Raw genomic sequence first — 15,997 nt, 5'->3', positions numbered from 1 at the left:
GACAACATAAGGACAGGACGCCGTAGGAAGAAAATAAAACAAACTAAAACATTTAGCTTGTTTTTCATGGATGTGACAATGGACGTTGAATTGAGACCCGCATGATCAGGATGATTAAATGCGGGTTTTCTATTTCCACTACCTAAAATTATTTTTTTTTTATTGTTGTTTTTCTGGTTAATCATTTTAAAGCGCATTGATGTCATTTTGATGACGATTCTGCCTCCCTATTTTAAATTGTTTTCTAATCATTCTATTTTGCATGGTCGACTGCTGCGAATTTGGTTAAGCTAGGCCATGATTTAAGATGTGTTAGATGGCGAATATGTTAAAAATTTACGGGATTAAAAACTGCAATTCGATGAAAAAAGCTTTTGACCTACTGACTGAGCTGGGGTTGAGCTATGAATTTCATGACTATAAGAAACAGGGCATCGATGCTGATACCATTAAAGTCTGGCTGAATGCGCTGGGTCAGGATGTGGTATTAAATAAAAAAGGAACCACATGGCGCAAACTGACTGAAGAACAGCAGCAAACGGCGCTGTCCAGTGAATATGCTTTAATTGCCGCATTAAGCACTCATACCAGTTTAATTAAACGTCCGATCTTGGCCACGCCCACAGGTTTTATTGCCGGTTTTGATGATGCGGCTTATCGCACCTTAAGTAATTAATTATTATTCTAAATAATCCATACAAAAAAGCCTGACAGCAGTCAGGCTTTTATCTTTCTCTCGAACTGGATTAGTTTGCACGAACCCAAGTCTGGTTACGGCCTAATGCTGCCACACCAATAAAGCCACGAAGCTCAAGTTTCTTGCCACCATCTGCCAGTTGGCCTTTTAGTTTGTAAGTTTTACCAGATTGCGGATCCAGAATTGAACCACTGTCATAGCTGGTACCACCTGAATTCTTAAGACCTTTCACAATGGTCAAGCCTTTGAGTGACTTGTTCTTGTACGGACCTTCACACTTGGTACAGGCATTTTCTTCACCTGGTGTTAACACAGATTGAATACTTGCTGACAACGTACCGTTCTTTTGTTCAGTAAATTTAACCATGGCCTTAGGCTGCTTGGTTTTATCATCAATGGTTTTCCAAACCGTGCCATTTAAAGGATCTGCGGCATTTGCCAGTACAGATAAGCCTAGTAGTCCTAACATAAGCGCTATTTTTTTCATTTTTCTTCATTTCCTTAGTCTGAAAATAGACCTCTGTAGTATTAAAAAGTCACAACAATTTTTCAATTTTTAGCTGTGACTATTTAGTGTAACCTTGTAAATATGGTTGGTAAATAATCTACATGATCAATAAAAGCACAAAAAGATGGAAGGAAAATGAAGATAAGCCCGTTAACAAAACAATTAATTACAGAAAGCATCTTAAAGACAGTCATTCGTGCCCCGAGCAGATTCAATCTTCCACCGAGTTCAATGCGCATTGCACTGGAGCAGATGTGCAAACTCTTTCCACAAGACAAAACCGTACAAATTCGTTCGCTACGTCTGGCGGGTCTGCGCGCAGAGGAAATTAAGCCGCAGCAAGAGTCGACCCAGTTGATTTTTCATATTCATGGCGGGGCATTTTATTTAGGCTCTTTAAATACCCATCGTGCCTTTATGACTCAAATTGCGGCTCGAACCCAGATGCAGGTACTGCATGTAGATTATCCGCTGTCACCGGAATCTGCCTATCCAGAGGCCTTGGAAGCCTTGTTTGATGTGTATAACTTATTGCTCGATCAAGGCGTTCAGGCCAAAGATATCATCCTGTCCGGTGATTCTTGTGGGGCCAATCTGGCGCTGGCCTTGGCGCTCAAATTACAAAAAGAAAACCTCCCACAAGTGAGTGGTTTGATTCTGTTGTCTCCTTTGCTGGATTTGACCCTGACCAGTGAATCGTTGCGCTATAACCAGAAACATGATGCCCTGCTGTCTCTGGAAACAGTTGAAACTGGCATTGAATATTATGTCCCGCGTGCCATCGATCGGGGTGATCCGGAAGTTTCGCCCTTTTTCGCCGATTTAAGCGGCTTGCCCCCAACTCATATTCAGGTCGGTTCCAAGGAAATTCTACTGGATGATGCCAGTCGTTTTAAGGAAAAAGCCGAACAGGCGGGTGTCGATGTGGAATTTAAACTGTATACCGGCATGTGGCATAACTTTCAGATGTTCAGTGCCTGGTTTGAGGAAGCCCAACAGGCGCTGAGCGATCTGGCAGCCTTCGCGCACCGTCTGGATCGAGATTAATCACTGTTCACCCCTATAAAAAAGGCCAGCATAGGCTGACCTTTTGAGTTATTTTTGGATATTTAGATGGCTTGAACCTGCTGCAGTGCCGTCTCTAAGGCTTGTGCCTTGATCGTTTCGCCCATGTTCACGCCTTCAGCACGAATCACTTCAATATCGGTTACGCCGGTAAAGTTAAACACGGTTTTCAAAAAAGCTTCCTGAAAATCGGCAGGACTTTGCTCCCCATAAACTCCGCCACGGCTGCTGGCAATATATACTTTTTTATTGCCCGCCAGACCGACAGGGCCTTGTTCGGTATATTTAAACGTACGTCCCGCCACACAGATCCGGTCAATCCAGGCTTTTAAGGTCGATGGTAAGCCAAAGTTATACATGGCCGCGCCAATCACCACGATATCTGCCTGTAAATACTGTTGCAGGATGTCTTCGCCTAATGCAGTCTGTTCTGCATTCTGACCCATTAAAATTTCAGCCGTGAGATGTGGAATCGGCTGCGCAGCAAGATCGAGATATTCAAGCTCGATGGCCTGAGCATGTTTTTGTTGTAACTGACTCACCAACGCCTGAGTCAGCTGACGCGAAATAGAGGCATCGCCTAAAATACTGGAATCAATCTGTAAAACTTTCATGGCTTCGCTCTCATCTATGGGGCTATCTAACTAATGCAGCCATTTTAAGGCTTAGGTTGCATGAAATAATTAGCACAGATAAAACACATCATTCTGAATTTAGAACAAAACCAGCTTTAATATTAGAAATTCCTATTTTGCAGACGCCTTAAATATTGTGGTTTATCAAGCGTTAAAACTTATGTTATCTTATGTAAATAAAGCTATAAACAGTCAATAAATCTTAAAAAGTTGCCATAATAATTTAAGTCAGACCGACAACATGAAGCGAATATCGCCTGTATTACAAAAAATAATCAAACACAGAATCACGAAATATCTGGTCGAAGATGAAGTCGTGATGAACTGGAGTATTCTCAAAAAGTGCATCCTGATGCTGGCTTTGGGCTGCGGCGTACATCTGACCTGGCTCGGTTGGGATATCTTTGTTTTATTCAATCCAGAGTATTGGCAATATGTTCAGTTAGAACGGGTTCATACCCAAGTTATCCTGAACAGCAGCTTTTTAGTGATTTTATTGGCACTGATTTATCCCTGTTATAAATTTCAGGGCAATCCTCTGGTGGAACGTTATTTGCCCTATCTGGCAGTTGGTACTTTTGTGATTTCGCTGTGCCGTGATGCCTATGTCGTGGGGGTGATCAGTCCTGTGGCCACCACATCCTATGTCTGTTTAATTATGGTGGGACTGGTGCTGTTTCATCGCAGGCTGGTTTATAGCATGCTGATTCCAGCCTCGCTCTTTTTAGGCGGTTGCGCTTATTTGAGCTTCAGTCAGCAATTGCCTTATTCTCCTTTATTCAACATTCAGGACAAGCATTTTTATAATGCTTTCTGGCTGTTTTCAATGCTGTATTTCATTGTCCCAATTTTAGCTGTATGCATGGTGTTATTTGAAATTTTACTCAGCCAATGGCGTCATCGTGAAGAACTCATCAAGCAGCTCAGTCAGATTGATCCGCTCACCAACCTGTTTAACCGGCGCAGTATCAATCAATGTCTGGATCAGCTCAATGCTACGGCTGTACCCCATTACGCCCTGGTTCTCTTAGATCTGGATCACTTTAAGAAAATTAATGATTTGTATGGTCATCATAAGGGCGATGAAACCTTGGTTGAAGTCAGTGCTGTATTGAGCCAACAGTTACGCGAAAGTGATGTGGTGGGCCGCTTTGGCGGTGAAGAGTTCATTTTGGTGCTGAAAAATACCAGTCTGGAAAAAGCCAAACAAGTAGCAGAACGCTGCCGCAGCGCGATTCAGCAATTACAGATGATGAGTGATGAAGGTGAGCCGATTCCGGTGACTGCCAGTTTCGGAATTGCTATTTCCAAAGCCGAGTTACGTCCACAACAGCTACTCAGTCAGGCCGATCAGGCGCTTTATCAGGCCAAAGCCGGTGGACGTAATCGGGTCAAAGCCTATGCTGAGCCGGTGACTGCACAGATGCAGGTTTCTTAAACGGGTTCAGCTTTTTCGATGATTATGAATATTATGGAGTTGAGCTTTGAGCCAGACGTTGCAGCTGGGCCAGCAATTCTGCTTCGCTAAAAGCACCGGTCAAACGTAAACCGCGAATTTCCTGCTGCTGCTCATTCAGAAATAAATAGGTTGGTGGTCCCAGAATTTCCCATTGATTTAACAGCATTTGATGCGAGGCATTGTATTGGCTTAAATCCAGCTTGATCAGGAAATAAGGTGCCAGAGCCTGCTGTACCTGTGCAGATTTTAAAATACGATGTTCAATCGGCTGACAAGCAACACACCAGTCAGCATAGACATCAATCACGATCTTTTGTCCTTGCGGTGCTGTATTCAAAATCTGTTGAAATTCTGCTGCGCTGCGTGCCACATGCCACTGGGCTTCTGTACTGGACTGCTCAACAAAAAACCGCTGACTATGCTGATATTGACTATAGCTGATATAAGGCAGCGCTATCACCAGACACAGGATATACAACCACCTCAGACTGGTACGATGCCAGAAAATCCGGAACAGTACATAGGTCACAAAGACCATGCCCAAGCCTAAGGATAACCACTGTAAAGTCGCTTCTGAAATCAGTGGGCGAATAAAATACAGTGCCAGCGCCAGCATGATAAAGGCAAAGAGCACTTTGATCTGATTCATCCAGTGCCCGGCTTTAGGTAGTACCCGTGCACCCAAAATACTGGCCAACAGTAAAGGTGTGCCCATGCCAAAACCGAGGGTAAATAGCAGCAAGGCACCTTGCCACTGGCTTTGGGTCTGGGAAATAAACAAGAGTGCACCCGCCAACGGTGCGGTCATGCATGGCCCGACCAGCAGCGCCGAGATCATGCCCATGACTCCAGCACTGACCAAACTACCACCCTGCTGCATGGCCTGAGCCCGATCCAGACGCTGAACCAGACGTTGTGGCAGTTTGATTTCAAACAGTCCAAACAGATTCAGGGCAAACAGGACAAACAACACACTAAACGCAATCAGGGTACCGGGTTGCTGCAACCAACGCTGGAAATTCAGGCCGGCCGAAGACGCAATTAAACCCAGCACCGCATAGACCGCGGCCATACTGCTGACAAAAGTCAGGGCGATCATCCAGGCTTTGACACCTTTGCTGTCCCGTACAATCAGCGAGGTCAGGATCGGCAGCATCGGCAAGGAACATGGGGTAAAAGCCAGCAAGATTCCTAAGCCAAAGAACAGTAACAGTCCATAACCCAAAGAGCGTTCAAGCAATTGAGCTGACCATTTTTGGTCTTGTGCCGCACCGACTGCGGGTTGCCCGCTAGAGGTTGCAGAAAATGCATCCGCTGTAGATTCTGAGGAAGCCGCTGTATTAAACAGGGTATTGTGTTGTAGTGATGACCCGTTTAGATCAAGTAAGCGCTTGCTTCCTGGGCCGGCAGCTTCAAATTGCACCAGACCTGACAGATCTGTCTTGAACTGAATACTTTGCGGCGGATAACAGATTCGGTCTTTGGCACAGCCCTGCCAGCTCACCTGATAGGACTGGTTGGCCTGCGTCGGAATCTGAAACTTTAACTGCTGATAATACACCTGGGTATGCCCATAGTTGTCATCATACAGATCTTTAGCAGGCGGTAATTCAAGCAATACAGGCTGATTGCCCTGCCGCACTTCAATTTTATGCTGATACAGATAATAGTTATCCGGAATCTGCCAGCTCAGTTCAGCCTGTTGCTGACTGGTAGAAATCACATGAACAGGAAAAGCCTGCTCGGCAGACAAGAGCGCTGTTTCGGCCTGAGCTGGACTGCTAAACACGAAGCTTCCCAAGATGACCGGGGCAAGTATTTTGCCCCAGCTCTGGAATTGCGGGTTTCTGATCATCACGAAACTGGAGTGTCCTAGAATAAGAAGGATACGCCTAAACCTGAAAAGTAGCTTCGCTCTGCACCGTCCAGATCAACTCCCACACTGGCATCCAGCTGAACCCGGTCATTAAGTGCATACATTACCCCAGTGCCAAGCGCGTATTCATTATCGATGCTTTCAGCTTTACGGTAAATCAGTTCCGAATAGCCTGACCAGCGATCGGTGATCTGGTAGCCGATCGATGGAATCGCAGCTATGGCCCAATTGCTGTCCTGCCATTCATAACGCATAGTCAATGCGGTACTGACCAAGTCATTATATTGGTACGATACGACAGAACCCAGGCTGTAAATATCTTCTTCATTACTGAAACCGGCATTGCCTGTCGCAATAACTGCTTCGGCCAGCAAGGCCAGACTCAGTTTGTCATCATCCAGATCAATGGCTTTTTTCAGACCAATACTGACATCGCCCAGACCATCATTTTCATTCGTCTGACCGTTGGATTTGACTTGTGACCAGACAGGGCCTTCCCAGCCCAGACGCAACTCCAGACCATCACTAAGTCCGGTACGTAACAACATATCTGCATTCAGTGTCGTTACCGTTTTCTCGCCCGACTTGCTGTAGCGGGCTGTGGGCAAACCTTGCTCCCAGGCAACATTTCCGACCGGGGTAATGCCTGTACTCAGACCTTCACCTGGTCGATCAAATTCAAAATCTGCTGCGAAAAGTGATGCACTGCAACCAGTCAGTGCAATTAAACCCAAAGTTTTTAATATTGTCATCTTGGTGCTCTTTATTAAAATTTAACCCAGTTCTTTGCTCATTTTTGCGCCATGACTACGCAGGAGTTCTAGCGTCTGTTTTTCTTCATCCAAGGCTTCTGACCAGTTAATTTCATCAAAATCACAATCGAAGAACAGGTCACTGATCGAAGATAAAATGGTCATGCCATCTTCATCTTTGCTATTTGGATCAACTTTTTCATCGAGTAAACGCTGCACGGCAGGTGCACATGCGGCACTTGCAGCATCCCATAATGGGCCATAAATTTCTTCTGCATCCCAGAGATGCAAATTCACTTTGGCCTGGATCAATTCTTCCAGAATTTGTAAATGTACAGCCAATCGTGCCTGTTTTTCTTCAGCTGAAAGTGGTGTGCCGGCTTCATATAACTCGCATACCTCTTCCCACCATTTAAATAAACCATCTGACCAGACCGAAATTACAGGGCCTTTGTCATGATCAATAAAATTTGGATTGAGTCCATCTGCCAAAAGCTGCTTTACCTGATCCAGATTTAATTCTTCGAGTGCTTGCACAAAAATTTGTTGTTGCGCAGTTAACATGATGGAGCTCACTTTCATTCGTTTTCGACTATTATGCCGAATAACGTGCGGCTTTGTTGCGCTTCTCACTATTATATTTTTGTTTCATACAAAAAAAGCCCCGCAGGGCTTTTTAAAATCGGTCAGCATTACTCGTCAATCTCTGCTGCAGTATCTGTATCTGCCAGTGCTAAGGCACCAGGACGAACATTGTCTTTTTTCTCAATCACATGTTCCAGACTGCGTTTTAGCCGGTCAATCGCACCACGAATGGCAGTATCCACATTGTGAGCGCGATGATTGACGACCACGGGTTTTAACCCTGCAGGACGCGCTTCTATCATGCAGCGAATATCATCATCACCGCCTTTGGCGCCATTTTCATCACTGAGATGGACTGAAAAATGAGTAATACGCTCGCTATGGCGCTGGAATTCTTGATTTAATTCTTCACGTACATAATCAATTAAACGCTCGCTATTCTGAATGTGTTTATCTGTACGAAGTTCAATATTCATAAATTACCATCCTCAATCTTTGTAACTTTTTGAGTGCAAAAATTTTTATCTTGGCACGTTTGTAGCTTGCTGTTTCGCATCGCATTTCACTTCTTCAAATGATTGGAATTACACCCTCCACTTTGAAGATGAACACATTTTTGAGTCTGCAGAACCGTGTCCTTATATCTTGAATATCGGCTGTATCTTGGAAATATGCAAGTGATATTTTGGTTTTTTAGCAAAAGAATAATCCATTGTGACAACTGCTTACTCAGCTCAAAAATGCAGGATTTTTCAAACGGAAATTTCACAACCTTTCACACGATTTAATTTGAAATAATTTTTTGGCCAAGCAGATGAATCGCTTAAATAACACTCGACCAGGAAACCTAAAAAAAGAGGAATTAAAAGTATTTTTTATCGAAATTAGCTCACTTTTATCTAATAATTTTTCTTATAAGATGTGTATCTAGTCAGCCTTACAGGCTAAAAAAGATCATTTGCTTTATCATTATTTAGTTGCTTTTGCAGAACCGGGAAAAATACTCTTTCGTCATTCGAAAATAATAAACTGCAAAAATGATTTTCAATTGAAATATAAGACCGATCACTCTTATTTTACGACGCTGAGAATAGGCTTATAAAACGACCGTCATTTGAGATTTTAGAACTAACCTCATTACACAAACAGAACAAAGCTATTCAGCCTCAGGCTCAAATTAATTACTAAACAATCTGTATATTCCCCTATTTTTACTGGTTTTCTAAACTCATCATCCTGAATTGAAGTGATTTTATATTTCTAGTTATACATTCAGTCTTTTAAGACGCTACATATTCAACTTTATTTAAAAAATAATAATTTAGAGAAATATCAGCAAAAGGCAATGAAAACTGAGGAAGATGATCGTCTTCATTCAACTCATGGGGGCTGAAATATATTTAAGTCAGCGATCACTTTTAACTTTATTTTTACTTATTAATCTGTATGCTTATTCTGCTTTCTCGGGGGGATAGATTTAAATGAAATTTACACAACTTGCGGCACTTTGTGCATTGGCTTCAACTGCAGCATTTGCTCAAGCAAAACCAGTTTGGCAGGACTTTAGCATTACAGGTCTTTATGGTGAAAACTATAAATCACCATTTCTCACTCAAGATGAAAAGCTTGATCAAACAACAGTTACTGCTGAATATGCAGCCGGTTTTAAATATGGTGATTTCTTTGCCTTTGCGGATCGTACCAATAATGATCCAGATGGTAATGAAACCTACTTCGAAGTTGCACCACGTCTAAGCCTAGGTGCAGTAACGGGTAATAAGCTTGAACTTGGCCCGATTCAGGACGTGCTGGTTGCGACCACTTGGGAAGGTGGCGAAGGCTTTAACAACTACCTATATGGTATTGGTTTTAATTTAGCGATCCCTTATACCAACTATGCAACCATCAACTTCTACAAAGCTGAAAATGATCTGCAAGAAGATGATTATCAAATGACCATTACCTATGCCGTGCCATTTAAAATTGGCGGTGAAGAATTCCTGGCAGATGCTTTCCTGGATTGGTCAACTGCTGAAGGTCCTAATCATAAAAGCGAATTAAACTGGACGTCTCAATACAAATGGAATGTGGGTAAACACATTTCTCCAGAGACTAAGCTTTATGTGGGTGTTGAACATTCAGTTTGGAATAACAAGTTTGGTACAAATATTGATCAGCATGATGTCAGTGCACTTGTGAAGTATCACTTCTAATTGTTGTATGATCAAAGGCAGAACTTCGGTTCTGCTTTTTTTCATCCCTTATTCAAGCCAAACTAGAACAAAAATATGCATCATTTTCAAATTCGACATGCCACCGAGCATGATCTTGAAACCATCCTCGAGATTTATAATCAAGAAGTGCTACATGGCACTGCGACCTGGAACAGAACAGCCTTTGATTTGAACTATTTTAAAATCTGGTTTAAGCAGTTGAAGAATCAAAATTTCCCAGTTTTTGTGGTTGAAGATAGACGAGATCAGCGTGTTGCTGGCTATGCCTGCTATGACCAGTTTCGTAGTATTCAAGGCTTTCAACACACGGTAGAACATTCAGTTTTTCTAAATCCGGATTATGCAGGACAAGGTCTGGGTTCTATCTTATTAAAGCATTTAATTGAAGAGGCTCAAGCACAGCAATTGCATATCATGGTCGCAGCGATTGATTCAGAAAATATCTTGTCGATTCGCCTGCATGAAAAACTGGGCTTTGTGCAAAGTGCTTATATGCCGCAAGTTGGACAAAAGTTTGGTCAATGGCGCGATCTGGTGCTATTACAACTGAATTTGGAGCAGGCCGAAGTAACGGCTCTTTAAATCTCCTGTTATTTAGACCGGCCTCTCTTTTATTAAACTGGTATCGAAACAGACACTCTATTTACTTCCAAAGCTGGCTATGTTTTATTCAGATCAAAGTCGTCCAGAGTAAAACAATGTATAAATCTCTATGTTGTATTGGTATTTTAACTTTAAGTACACTAACTTTTGCCGATTCAGATTTTGAAAAAGAACTTCGTACAAGCTGCAGTAAAGTGAAGAGCTACACCAATAATGGCAAAAAATTCTATGATCAAAAACACTATCAACAGGCCATAGCACAATTTAAGCAACAAGCTGCCTGGTCATCTTTTTGTGAAATGAACCGGGATGAAGCTAAAACCTCTTTCTCTGAACAAGCCATTACAACAGCATTTAATAATGTGGGTTTAAGCTATAGCAAACTTGGCAAGCCTCAATGGGCACGTGCCTGGTTCTCCGTTTACCCCGATGCTAAAAGTAGTCAGTTTAATTTAAAACAGCTTCCTCCGCCTAAAAAGGACACTCAACTTGCAGGTACTTATGTACAGCATGCCGGTTTTGGTGCCTGGAGTACGCTGAAAATTGTCAAACAGCAGCAACATTATGTGATCGAATATGAAGGTCTCTATATGGGCTTACGCAGTTTGATTTATGGACCAAATCTAGGTGGATTTAATACCACGATGCCACTGAATAAAACACAGGCACAATATCGCTCTGAAGACTGCAAAATCGATATCTCTTTCGGCTTTGATGCCAAACTCGGAAATCGTGCAGTGCTTAAGCAGAATAGTGGTGATTCAGGTTGTGGCTTTGGGCATAATGTTTCAGCGGCAGGAGTTTTCTTAAAAGTAGAGAATTAATCGGTTTCAGATATAAAAATGTCAGTGCTCAGATCGAAAAAATAGGGCTTAGATTCAAGCCAGCAAAAAGCCCGCAGTTGCGGGCTCTTGATCTAAAAAAGAGAGCTATTACACGATAATATCTGCCAGATTGCCTTTTTGCTCTAACCATTCCTTACGGTCACTGGCACGTTTTTTCGCAAGTAACTTGTCCAGTAAACCTGCGGTAAAATGACTATCATCCAAATCCAGCTGCACCAAACGGCGTGTATTTGGATCTAAGGTCGTTTCACGTAACTGGCTGGCATTCATCTCGCCCAGACCTTTGAATCGGGTAATTTGCGGATTTTTGCTTTTGCATTTTTTCAAAATACCATTGAGCTCGTCATCATCCAGGGCATAGTGCACGTCTTTGTTGTCATCAATCCGATACAAGGGCGGCATGGCAACGAATAAATGCCCTTCTTCCACCAAGGTTGGGAAATGCTTGACGAACAGGGCACAGAGCAAAGTTGCAATATGCAGACCGTCGGAATCGGCATCGGCCAGAATACAGATTTTGCCATAACGTAGTTCTGACAGGTCATCTGAACCCGGATCGACCCCGATCGCAATCGCGATGTTATGTACTTCTTGCGATGCCAAAACTTCATCCGAAGAGACTTCCCAAGTGTTTAGAATTTTACCGCGAATGGGCATGATCGCCTGGAAGTTTTTATCACGCGCCTGTTTGGCAGAACCACCCGCAGAATCGCCTTCCACAATAAACAGTTCCGACTGATCCAGATCATGTCCAACACAGTCGGATAATTTACCCGGCAAGGTTGGACCGGCCACAATTTTTTTACGTTCTACTTTTTTCGCGGCTTTTAAACGGCGACCCGCTTTGGAAATGGCCATTTCAGCCAGTTGCATCGCGATATCAGAATTCTGGTTTAGCCAGAGTGCAAATGCATCTTTGGCAATATTTTGCACCGTACCTGAGGCTTCACGACTCGACAGACGCTCTTTGGTTTGTCCCGAGAACTGCGGCTCCTGGAATTTCAGCGACAGAATATAGTTGACACCATCCCAGACATCTTCCGCAGAGAGTTTCATATTACGCGGCAACAGATTACGCAGCTCACAGAATTCACGCATGGCATCGGTCACGCCTGAACGTAAACCATTGACATGGGTACCGCCCTGCGCGGTCGGAATCAGGTTGACATAGGACTCCTGAATGCTATCGCCGCCTTCTACATTCCAGCAAATCGCAAACTCGGCACTAGCATGCTCAGCGTCACCTGTTGCAACAAAAGCCGGTGCAGGAATGATTTCACGATCCTCAAGCTCATCCATCAAATAGTCGACCAGACCATTTTCAAACTGCCAGCTGATCTTTTCGTCATTGATCTGGTCAATATAATTGATCTGTAAGCCCGCAGCCAAAACCGCTTTGGCTTTGAGATTATGCTTTAAAGCTTTTAAGGCAAATTTGGGTGAATCGAAGTATTTGGTTTCAGGCCAGAAATGTACCGTAGTTCCCGAGGCACGTTTAGGCGCCTTGCCTGCCAGCACTTCAAGAGGTGCAACCGGCTCACCATTTTCAAAGGCCATTTTATACAGGTTGCCCTGACGCTGAACTTCAACTTCTACACGGGTCGAAAGTGCATTAACGACTGAAATCCCCACGCCATGCAAACCACCGGAAAACTGGTAGTTATCGGTGCTGAACTTACCACCGGCATGCAGTTTGGTCATGATGATTTCAATACCACTTTGACCATATTCGGGATGAATATCGACTGGCATACCACGACCGTTATCTTCGACAGATAATGAACCATCTTTACAGACCGTGACGGTAATCTTGTTGGCATGTCCGGCCAAGGCCTCATCGACAGCATTATCAATCACTTCCTGCGCCAGATGGTTCGGACGAGAGGTATCGGTATACATGCCCGGACGACGACGTACCGGATCCAGACCAGATAAAACTTCAAGAGATTGAGCCGTATATTGAGACACGTTATTCGGTTTCCTTTTTTATGCAGTCCAACAAAAACTGTAAGAGCAGCGGAATTTTCTCCGCAAAATCATCCATCCCGTGACTGCCATTCGCTTCGGTCATCAGCATTGCAGGGGGACGCGCAGCACTATAATAACGATGTGCTTCACGATAATCCAAAACTTCATCGCCTTGTTGCAGCAGAACCAGCATTTTGTCTGCATCTTGTGCAACTGGCAGGGCCAATTGTTGCAGTTGCAGCAGATCTGCATCATCCAGACACCAGTTCGGATGCACCTGCAAAGGCAGTTGCTCGTCAAACAGTTCACGAAACAATTGCCATGGTCGCATTGCCGGATTAATCAGTACAGCAGGCACAGCATGCTGTGCGACCAGATATGTCGCATAGAATCCGCCGAGACTGCTGCCCACCAGCGCCACATCTTGCATTGACTGAATCTGCTCGGAAAGCTGCTGAATCGCAGCCAGTGGCGACATATTTAAATCAGGCAAATGCACCTGAACCCCGGAGTATTTTGCACAGTAGTGTTGCAGCAATGTCCCCTTGATCGAGTGCGCATTACTTTTAAAGCCATGCAAATAAATAATATTCATGAACTACCAACAAAAAACCCATTCATCATCAAAATTTAATTTAAAAAATGTGAAGTACACTACATTATAAGACCCGTTAATTACTTAAATTGTCTGACAAAAAAGCCAGAAGTATTCTGTAATTCTCGCTATTTTAGAATGAGGCCCTCAATATCTGGAAACTCGACAAGAAAAAGAATTTATACCGCGAAGTTCTTTAAAAAGAAAGATGACAAATCATGCGGCTCATTGAAAGGACAGCATCAGATGCCAAGTTTGACACCGTTACATGAAACCTATTGTCGCTGGGACCGAACCCCACCGAGTCAGGCCGATGTACTGGAAGGTCTGGCGCAGCTGGTGACAACGCGCTTTAACGACGTGATTCAGGAACTGATCAAGAGTATTCAGCGTGAAATTTTAATGAGTATTTTTGGTCTAAGTGAGAATAATTCACAAAAAATTCAGAATATTCCGTCGATTGCCCGGCTCTATCAAATGTCCTATGACATGCTGTTTCATTATGGCAATACCCTGATTGCACCCGGTCTACGCCAGATTATTGAACGTTTTCCCAAACTGCATAATAAGCCGCTGACGCCTTCCTTGCATTTTCTGGTCAGTGCCTTAAATGGCATTATTGGGGATTATCTGCTGAAATATCAAAACCCTTTGGCCTTGCCCATGGTGATCTATGATCATTATGGCTCATTGCAAAATGGTGAGCTGAGCGGACGGATTACCCTGTTTGTACATGGCTTATGCATGAACCATTTAGACTGGTCAAATCGCAAATATGAAGGGATTGGAGAAAAATTACTGGCCCAGCGCGACCGCAATACCATGCTGTATCTGAATTACAATACTGGTCGGCGAATTTCAGCCAATGGCCGCAGTCTGGCCAATACCTTGCAGGATCTGGTCGCTCGCAATCCGAGAATTACCAGTATTGACCTGATCGGGCATAGCATGGGGGGTCTGGTCTCTCGTAGTGCGCTGTTTTATGGCAAGCAGAATATGTATGGCTGGATCAATATGGTGGAGAATCTGGTCTGTCTCGGCTCACCACATCATGGTGCTGTTCTGGAACGTTTTGGGTTTAGCTTGCAGGACAAACTTGGACATTTCCCGCTGATCCGGCTGATTGGTCATCTGGTCAATATTCGCAGTAATGGAATTCTGGATTTACGCCATGGCAGCGTCCGTGATGATGATTGGGAGCATAATGCGCTTCGGATCGGCTTTATGGATGACAACCGTAAACCTGCCCCGATCCCGTCGCATATCGACACCTATCTGGTTGCAGGTACGATCGAATTTGAAAACCGCAAAAACAAGACCCTGCACGTGATTGGCGACTATCTGGTCAGTATCAAAAGCGCTTTGGGCGAGCATCCCAATCCGCGTTTCCAGCTCAAAGTTCCGGATGCCCACAAGGCTATTTTCTATGGCTTGAACCATTTCGAGATTCAATATCATCCGCTGGTCGCCGAACAGGTGGCACGCTGGTTCTATCCAAGTGTAGAAGATGAAGCCTTTGATCAAATTCGTGAATATACAATTGATCTGGAAAGTCTGGAAGGTATTGCCCTGACTTAACTTTCAGCGCATTAACAAGCCCTCAATTGAGGGCTTGTTAATGCGAACTTATTAATATTTATCTCTGAGCCGTTTAACCGGTGCAGTTTTATATTTGCGCAGCAGTTGCCATAGACTGACCAGCAATAAAATACTAAAGAAGATCAGAGACCAGACCGGCAAAGATTGCCCCAAGAAAATCCAGTCAATGGTGGCACACTCGCCAGAACCATTGAGTACCTGTTGCAATACCGACTGCATTGGCAAGGTTTCCAGCCAGTATTCCAGGCCAGGACCACAGCTCGGCACCTGATCCGGTGGCAGATTCTGTAACCAGACATGCCGGGCAGCGACGCCCACAGACCATAAAATACTCAGCGAACCTAGCAAGGCATAGAGCCGCTTCATGATATTGGATTTAGGGTTATGCAGACATGCGATGAGTGAGATGATCCCCAGTCCAATTAATCCCACACGCTGAAACACACAGAGTGGACAAGGCACCAGGCCTTGTACATGCTCAAGATATAAGGCAAATGCCATTCCAATGACAGCAGCCAAAAATAACATACCACTCACGAAGCGATAACCCCATTGCATGGTGAATCCTCTTATTTT

At 43.8% G+C, this 15,997-nt stretch carries 16 protein-coding genes; 7 read left to right on the top strand and 9 right to left on the bottom strand.

Translation table 11 applies throughout. The features are described from left to right. The first annotated feature begins 325 nt into the window (after nucleotides 1-325). The gene (locus tag LOZ91_RS05500; RefSeq protein WP_244782820.1) at nucleotides 326-676 is read left to right on the top strand and encodes a Spx/MgsR family RNA polymerase-binding regulatory protein; all 351 of its coding nucleotides are present in this window, start codon (nucleotides 326-328) and stop codon (nucleotides 674-676) included. Between the two features lie 70 nt (nucleotides 677-746). Here LOZ91_RS05500 and LOZ91_RS05495 read toward each other — a convergent pair whose 3' ends face one another. Next, nucleotides 747-1,184, bottom strand: a complete 438-nt coding sequence (locus LOZ91_RS05495) for a DUF2147 domain-containing protein (protein ID WP_005173279.1) — start codon at nucleotides 1,182-1,184, stop codon at nucleotides 747-749. 156 nt (nucleotides 1,185-1,340) lie between these two features. Here LOZ91_RS05495 and LOZ91_RS05490 point away from each other — a divergent pair, with 156 nt between their 5' ends. Continuing rightward, a complete protein-coding gene (locus tag LOZ91_RS05490) occupies nucleotides 1,341-2,252 on the top strand; it encodes an alpha/beta hydrolase (RefSeq protein ID WP_005173280.1) in 912 nt (303 codons plus the stop codon). 62 nt (nucleotides 2,253-2,314) lie between these two features. On the opposite strand, the gene LOZ91_RS05485 is transcribed toward LOZ91_RS05490, so the two are convergent. Then, nucleotides 2,315-2,884 carry an FMN-dependent NADH-azoreductase gene (locus LOZ91_RS05485; RefSeq protein WP_005094985.1) on the bottom strand — a complete coding sequence of 190 codons (570 nt, stop codon included), beginning with the start codon at nucleotides 2,882-2,884 and terminating at the stop codon, nucleotides 2,315-2,317. A 262-nt stretch (nucleotides 2,885-3,146) separates the two neighbouring features. Between LOZ91_RS05485 and LOZ91_RS05480 the strand changes: the two genes are divergently transcribed. After that, nucleotides 3,147-4,343 carry a GGDEF domain-containing protein gene (locus LOZ91_RS05480; RefSeq protein WP_244782772.1) on the top strand — a complete coding sequence of 399 codons (1,197 nt, stop codon included), beginning with the start codon at nucleotides 3,147-3,149 and terminating at the stop codon, nucleotides 4,341-4,343. Nucleotides 4,344-4,374: 31 nt separating this feature from the next. On the opposite strand, the gene dsbD is transcribed toward LOZ91_RS05480, so the two are convergent. From dsbD to LOZ91_RS05460, 4 genes are all read right to left on the bottom strand, one after another. Beyond that, a complete protein-coding gene (gene dsbD / locus LOZ91_RS05475) occupies nucleotides 4,375-6,216 on the bottom strand; it encodes a protein-disulfide reductase DsbD (RefSeq protein WP_244782819.1) in 1,842 nt (613 codons plus the stop codon). 20 nt (nucleotides 6,217-6,236) lie between these two features. Beyond that, the gene (locus LOZ91_RS05470; RefSeq protein ID WP_159516498.1) at nucleotides 6,237-6,992 is read right to left on the bottom strand and encodes a transporter; all 756 of its coding nucleotides are present in this window, start codon (nucleotides 6,990-6,992) and stop codon (nucleotides 6,237-6,239) included. A 21-nt stretch (nucleotides 6,993-7,013) separates the two neighbouring features. Further along, nucleotides 7,014-7,556, bottom strand: coding sequence for a hypothetical protein (locus LOZ91_RS05465; protein WP_100354947.1), 543 nt, complete (start codon nucleotides 7,554-7,556; stop codon nucleotides 7,014-7,016). 128 nt (nucleotides 7,557-7,684) lie between these two features. Further along, nucleotides 7,685-8,053 (bottom strand): HPF/RaiA family ribosome-associated protein, encoded by a 369-nt coding sequence (locus tag LOZ91_RS05460; RefSeq protein WP_005094974.1) that lies wholly within the window; start codon nucleotides 8,051-8,053, stop codon nucleotides 7,685-7,687. A gap of 1,005 nt (nucleotides 8,054-9,058) precedes the next feature. Here LOZ91_RS05460 and LOZ91_RS05455 point away from each other — a divergent pair. The 3 genes from LOZ91_RS05455 (at nucleotide 9,059) to LOZ91_RS05445 (ending at nucleotide 11,238) form a co-directional block, all read left to right on the top strand. Next, a complete protein-coding gene (locus LOZ91_RS05455; RefSeq protein ID WP_244782771.1) occupies nucleotides 9,059-9,790 on the top strand; it encodes an outer membrane protein OmpK in 732 nt (243 codons plus the stop codon). Nucleotides 9,791-9,865: 75 nt separating this feature from the next. Beyond that, on the top strand, nucleotides 9,866-10,393 hold the full coding sequence (locus tag LOZ91_RS05450; protein WP_244782770.1) for a GNAT family N-acetyltransferase: 528 nt from the start codon (nucleotides 9,866-9,868) through the stop codon (nucleotides 10,391-10,393). 116 nt (nucleotides 10,394-10,509) lie between these two features. After that, nucleotides 10,510-11,238 carry a hypothetical protein gene (locus tag LOZ91_RS05445; protein WP_244782769.1) on the top strand — a complete coding sequence of 243 codons (729 nt, stop codon included), beginning with the start codon at nucleotides 10,510-10,512 and terminating at the stop codon, nucleotides 11,236-11,238. 108 nt (nucleotides 11,239-11,346) lie between these two features. Here LOZ91_RS05445 and parE read toward each other — a convergent pair whose 3' ends face one another. Both parE and LOZ91_RS05435 read right to left on the bottom strand, forming a co-directional pair. Then, entirely contained in the window at nucleotides 11,347-13,227 is a 1,881-nt protein-coding gene (gene parE, locus LOZ91_RS05440; protein ID WP_159516500.1) for a DNA topoisomerase IV subunit B, read from the bottom strand. Nucleotide 13,228: 1 nt separating this feature from the next. Beyond that, nucleotides 13,229-13,822, bottom strand: coding sequence for a YqiA/YcfP family alpha/beta fold hydrolase (locus tag LOZ91_RS05435; RefSeq protein WP_005094963.1), 594 nt, complete (start codon nucleotides 13,820-13,822; stop codon nucleotides 13,229-13,231). A gap of 246 nt (nucleotides 13,823-14,068) precedes the next feature. Between LOZ91_RS05435 and LOZ91_RS05430 the strand changes: the two genes are divergently transcribed. Continuing rightward, nucleotides 14,069-15,400, top strand: coding sequence for a hypothetical protein (locus LOZ91_RS05430; RefSeq protein ID WP_005173301.1), 1,332 nt, complete (start codon nucleotides 14,069-14,071; stop codon nucleotides 15,398-15,400). Between the two features lie 51 nt (nucleotides 15,401-15,451). Here LOZ91_RS05430 and LOZ91_RS05425 read toward each other — a convergent pair whose 3' ends face one another. After that, nucleotides 15,452-15,979: a disulfide bond formation protein B gene (locus LOZ91_RS05425; protein WP_074383842.1), complete on the bottom strand. Its 528-nt coding sequence runs from the start codon at nucleotides 15,977-15,979 to the stop codon at nucleotides 15,452-15,454. Nucleotides 15,980-15,997 lie beyond the last annotated feature (18 nt).

Origin of the sequence: Acinetobacter sp. F-1 (assembly GCF_022869025.1) — a bacterium.
Lineage (GTDB): Bacteria > Pseudomonadota > Gammaproteobacteria > Pseudomonadales > Moraxellaceae > Acinetobacter > Acinetobacter pseudolwoffii.
This window is presented reverse-complemented; position numbering and strand designations above follow the sequence as displayed.

What these genes read in the sequence shown, in the direction of transcription:
- LOZ91_RS05500 (WP_244782820.1), top strand. Translation starts at nt 326, where the DNA reads ATGTTAAAAATTTACGGGATTAAAAACTGCAATTCGATGAAAAAAGCT.
- LOZ91_RS05495 (WP_005173279.1), bottom strand. Translation starts at nt 1,184, where the DNA reads ATGAAAAAAATAGCGCTTATGTTAGGACTACTAGGCTTATCTGTACTG.
- LOZ91_RS05490 (WP_005173280.1), top strand. Translation starts at nt 1,341, where the DNA reads ATGAAGATAAGCCCGTTAACAAAACAATTAATTACAGAAAGCATCTTA.
- LOZ91_RS05485 (WP_005094985.1), bottom strand. Translation starts at nt 2,884, where the DNA reads ATGAAAGTTTTACAGATTGATTCCAGTATTTTAGGCGATGCCTCTATT.
- LOZ91_RS05480 (WP_244782772.1), top strand. Translation starts at nt 3,147, where the DNA reads ATGAAGCGAATATCGCCTGTATTACAAAAAATAATCAAACACAGAATC.
- LOZ91_RS05470 (WP_159516498.1), bottom strand. Translation starts at nt 6,992, where the DNA reads ATGACAATATTAAAAACTTTGGGTTTAATTGCACTGACTGGTTGCAGT.
- LOZ91_RS05465 (WP_100354947.1), bottom strand. Translation starts at nt 7,556, where the DNA reads ATGTTAACTGCGCAACAACAAATTTTTGTGCAAGCACTCGAAGAATTA.
- LOZ91_RS05460 (WP_005094974.1), bottom strand. Translation starts at nt 8,053, where the DNA reads ATGAATATTGAACTTCGTACAGATAAACACATTCAGAATAGCGAGCGT.
- LOZ91_RS05455 (WP_244782771.1), top strand. Translation starts at nt 9,059, where the DNA reads ATGAAATTTACACAACTTGCGGCACTTTGTGCATTGGCTTCAACTGCA.
- LOZ91_RS05450 (WP_244782770.1), top strand. Translation starts at nt 9,866, where the DNA reads ATGCATCATTTTCAAATTCGACATGCCACCGAGCATGATCTTGAAACC.
- LOZ91_RS05445 (WP_244782769.1), top strand. Translation starts at nt 10,510, where the DNA reads ATGTATAAATCTCTATGTTGTATTGGTATTTTAACTTTAAGTACACTA.
- LOZ91_RS05435 (WP_005094963.1), bottom strand. Translation starts at nt 13,822, where the DNA reads ATGAATATTATTTATTTGCATGGCTTTAAAAGTAATGCGCACTCGATC.
- LOZ91_RS05430 (WP_005173301.1), top strand. Translation starts at nt 14,069, where the DNA reads ATGCCAAGTTTGACACCGTTACATGAAACCTATTGTCGCTGGGACCGA.
- LOZ91_RS05425 (WP_074383842.1), bottom strand. Translation starts at nt 15,979, where the DNA reads ATGCAATGGGGTTATCGCTTCGTGAGTGGTATGTTATTTTTGGCTGCT.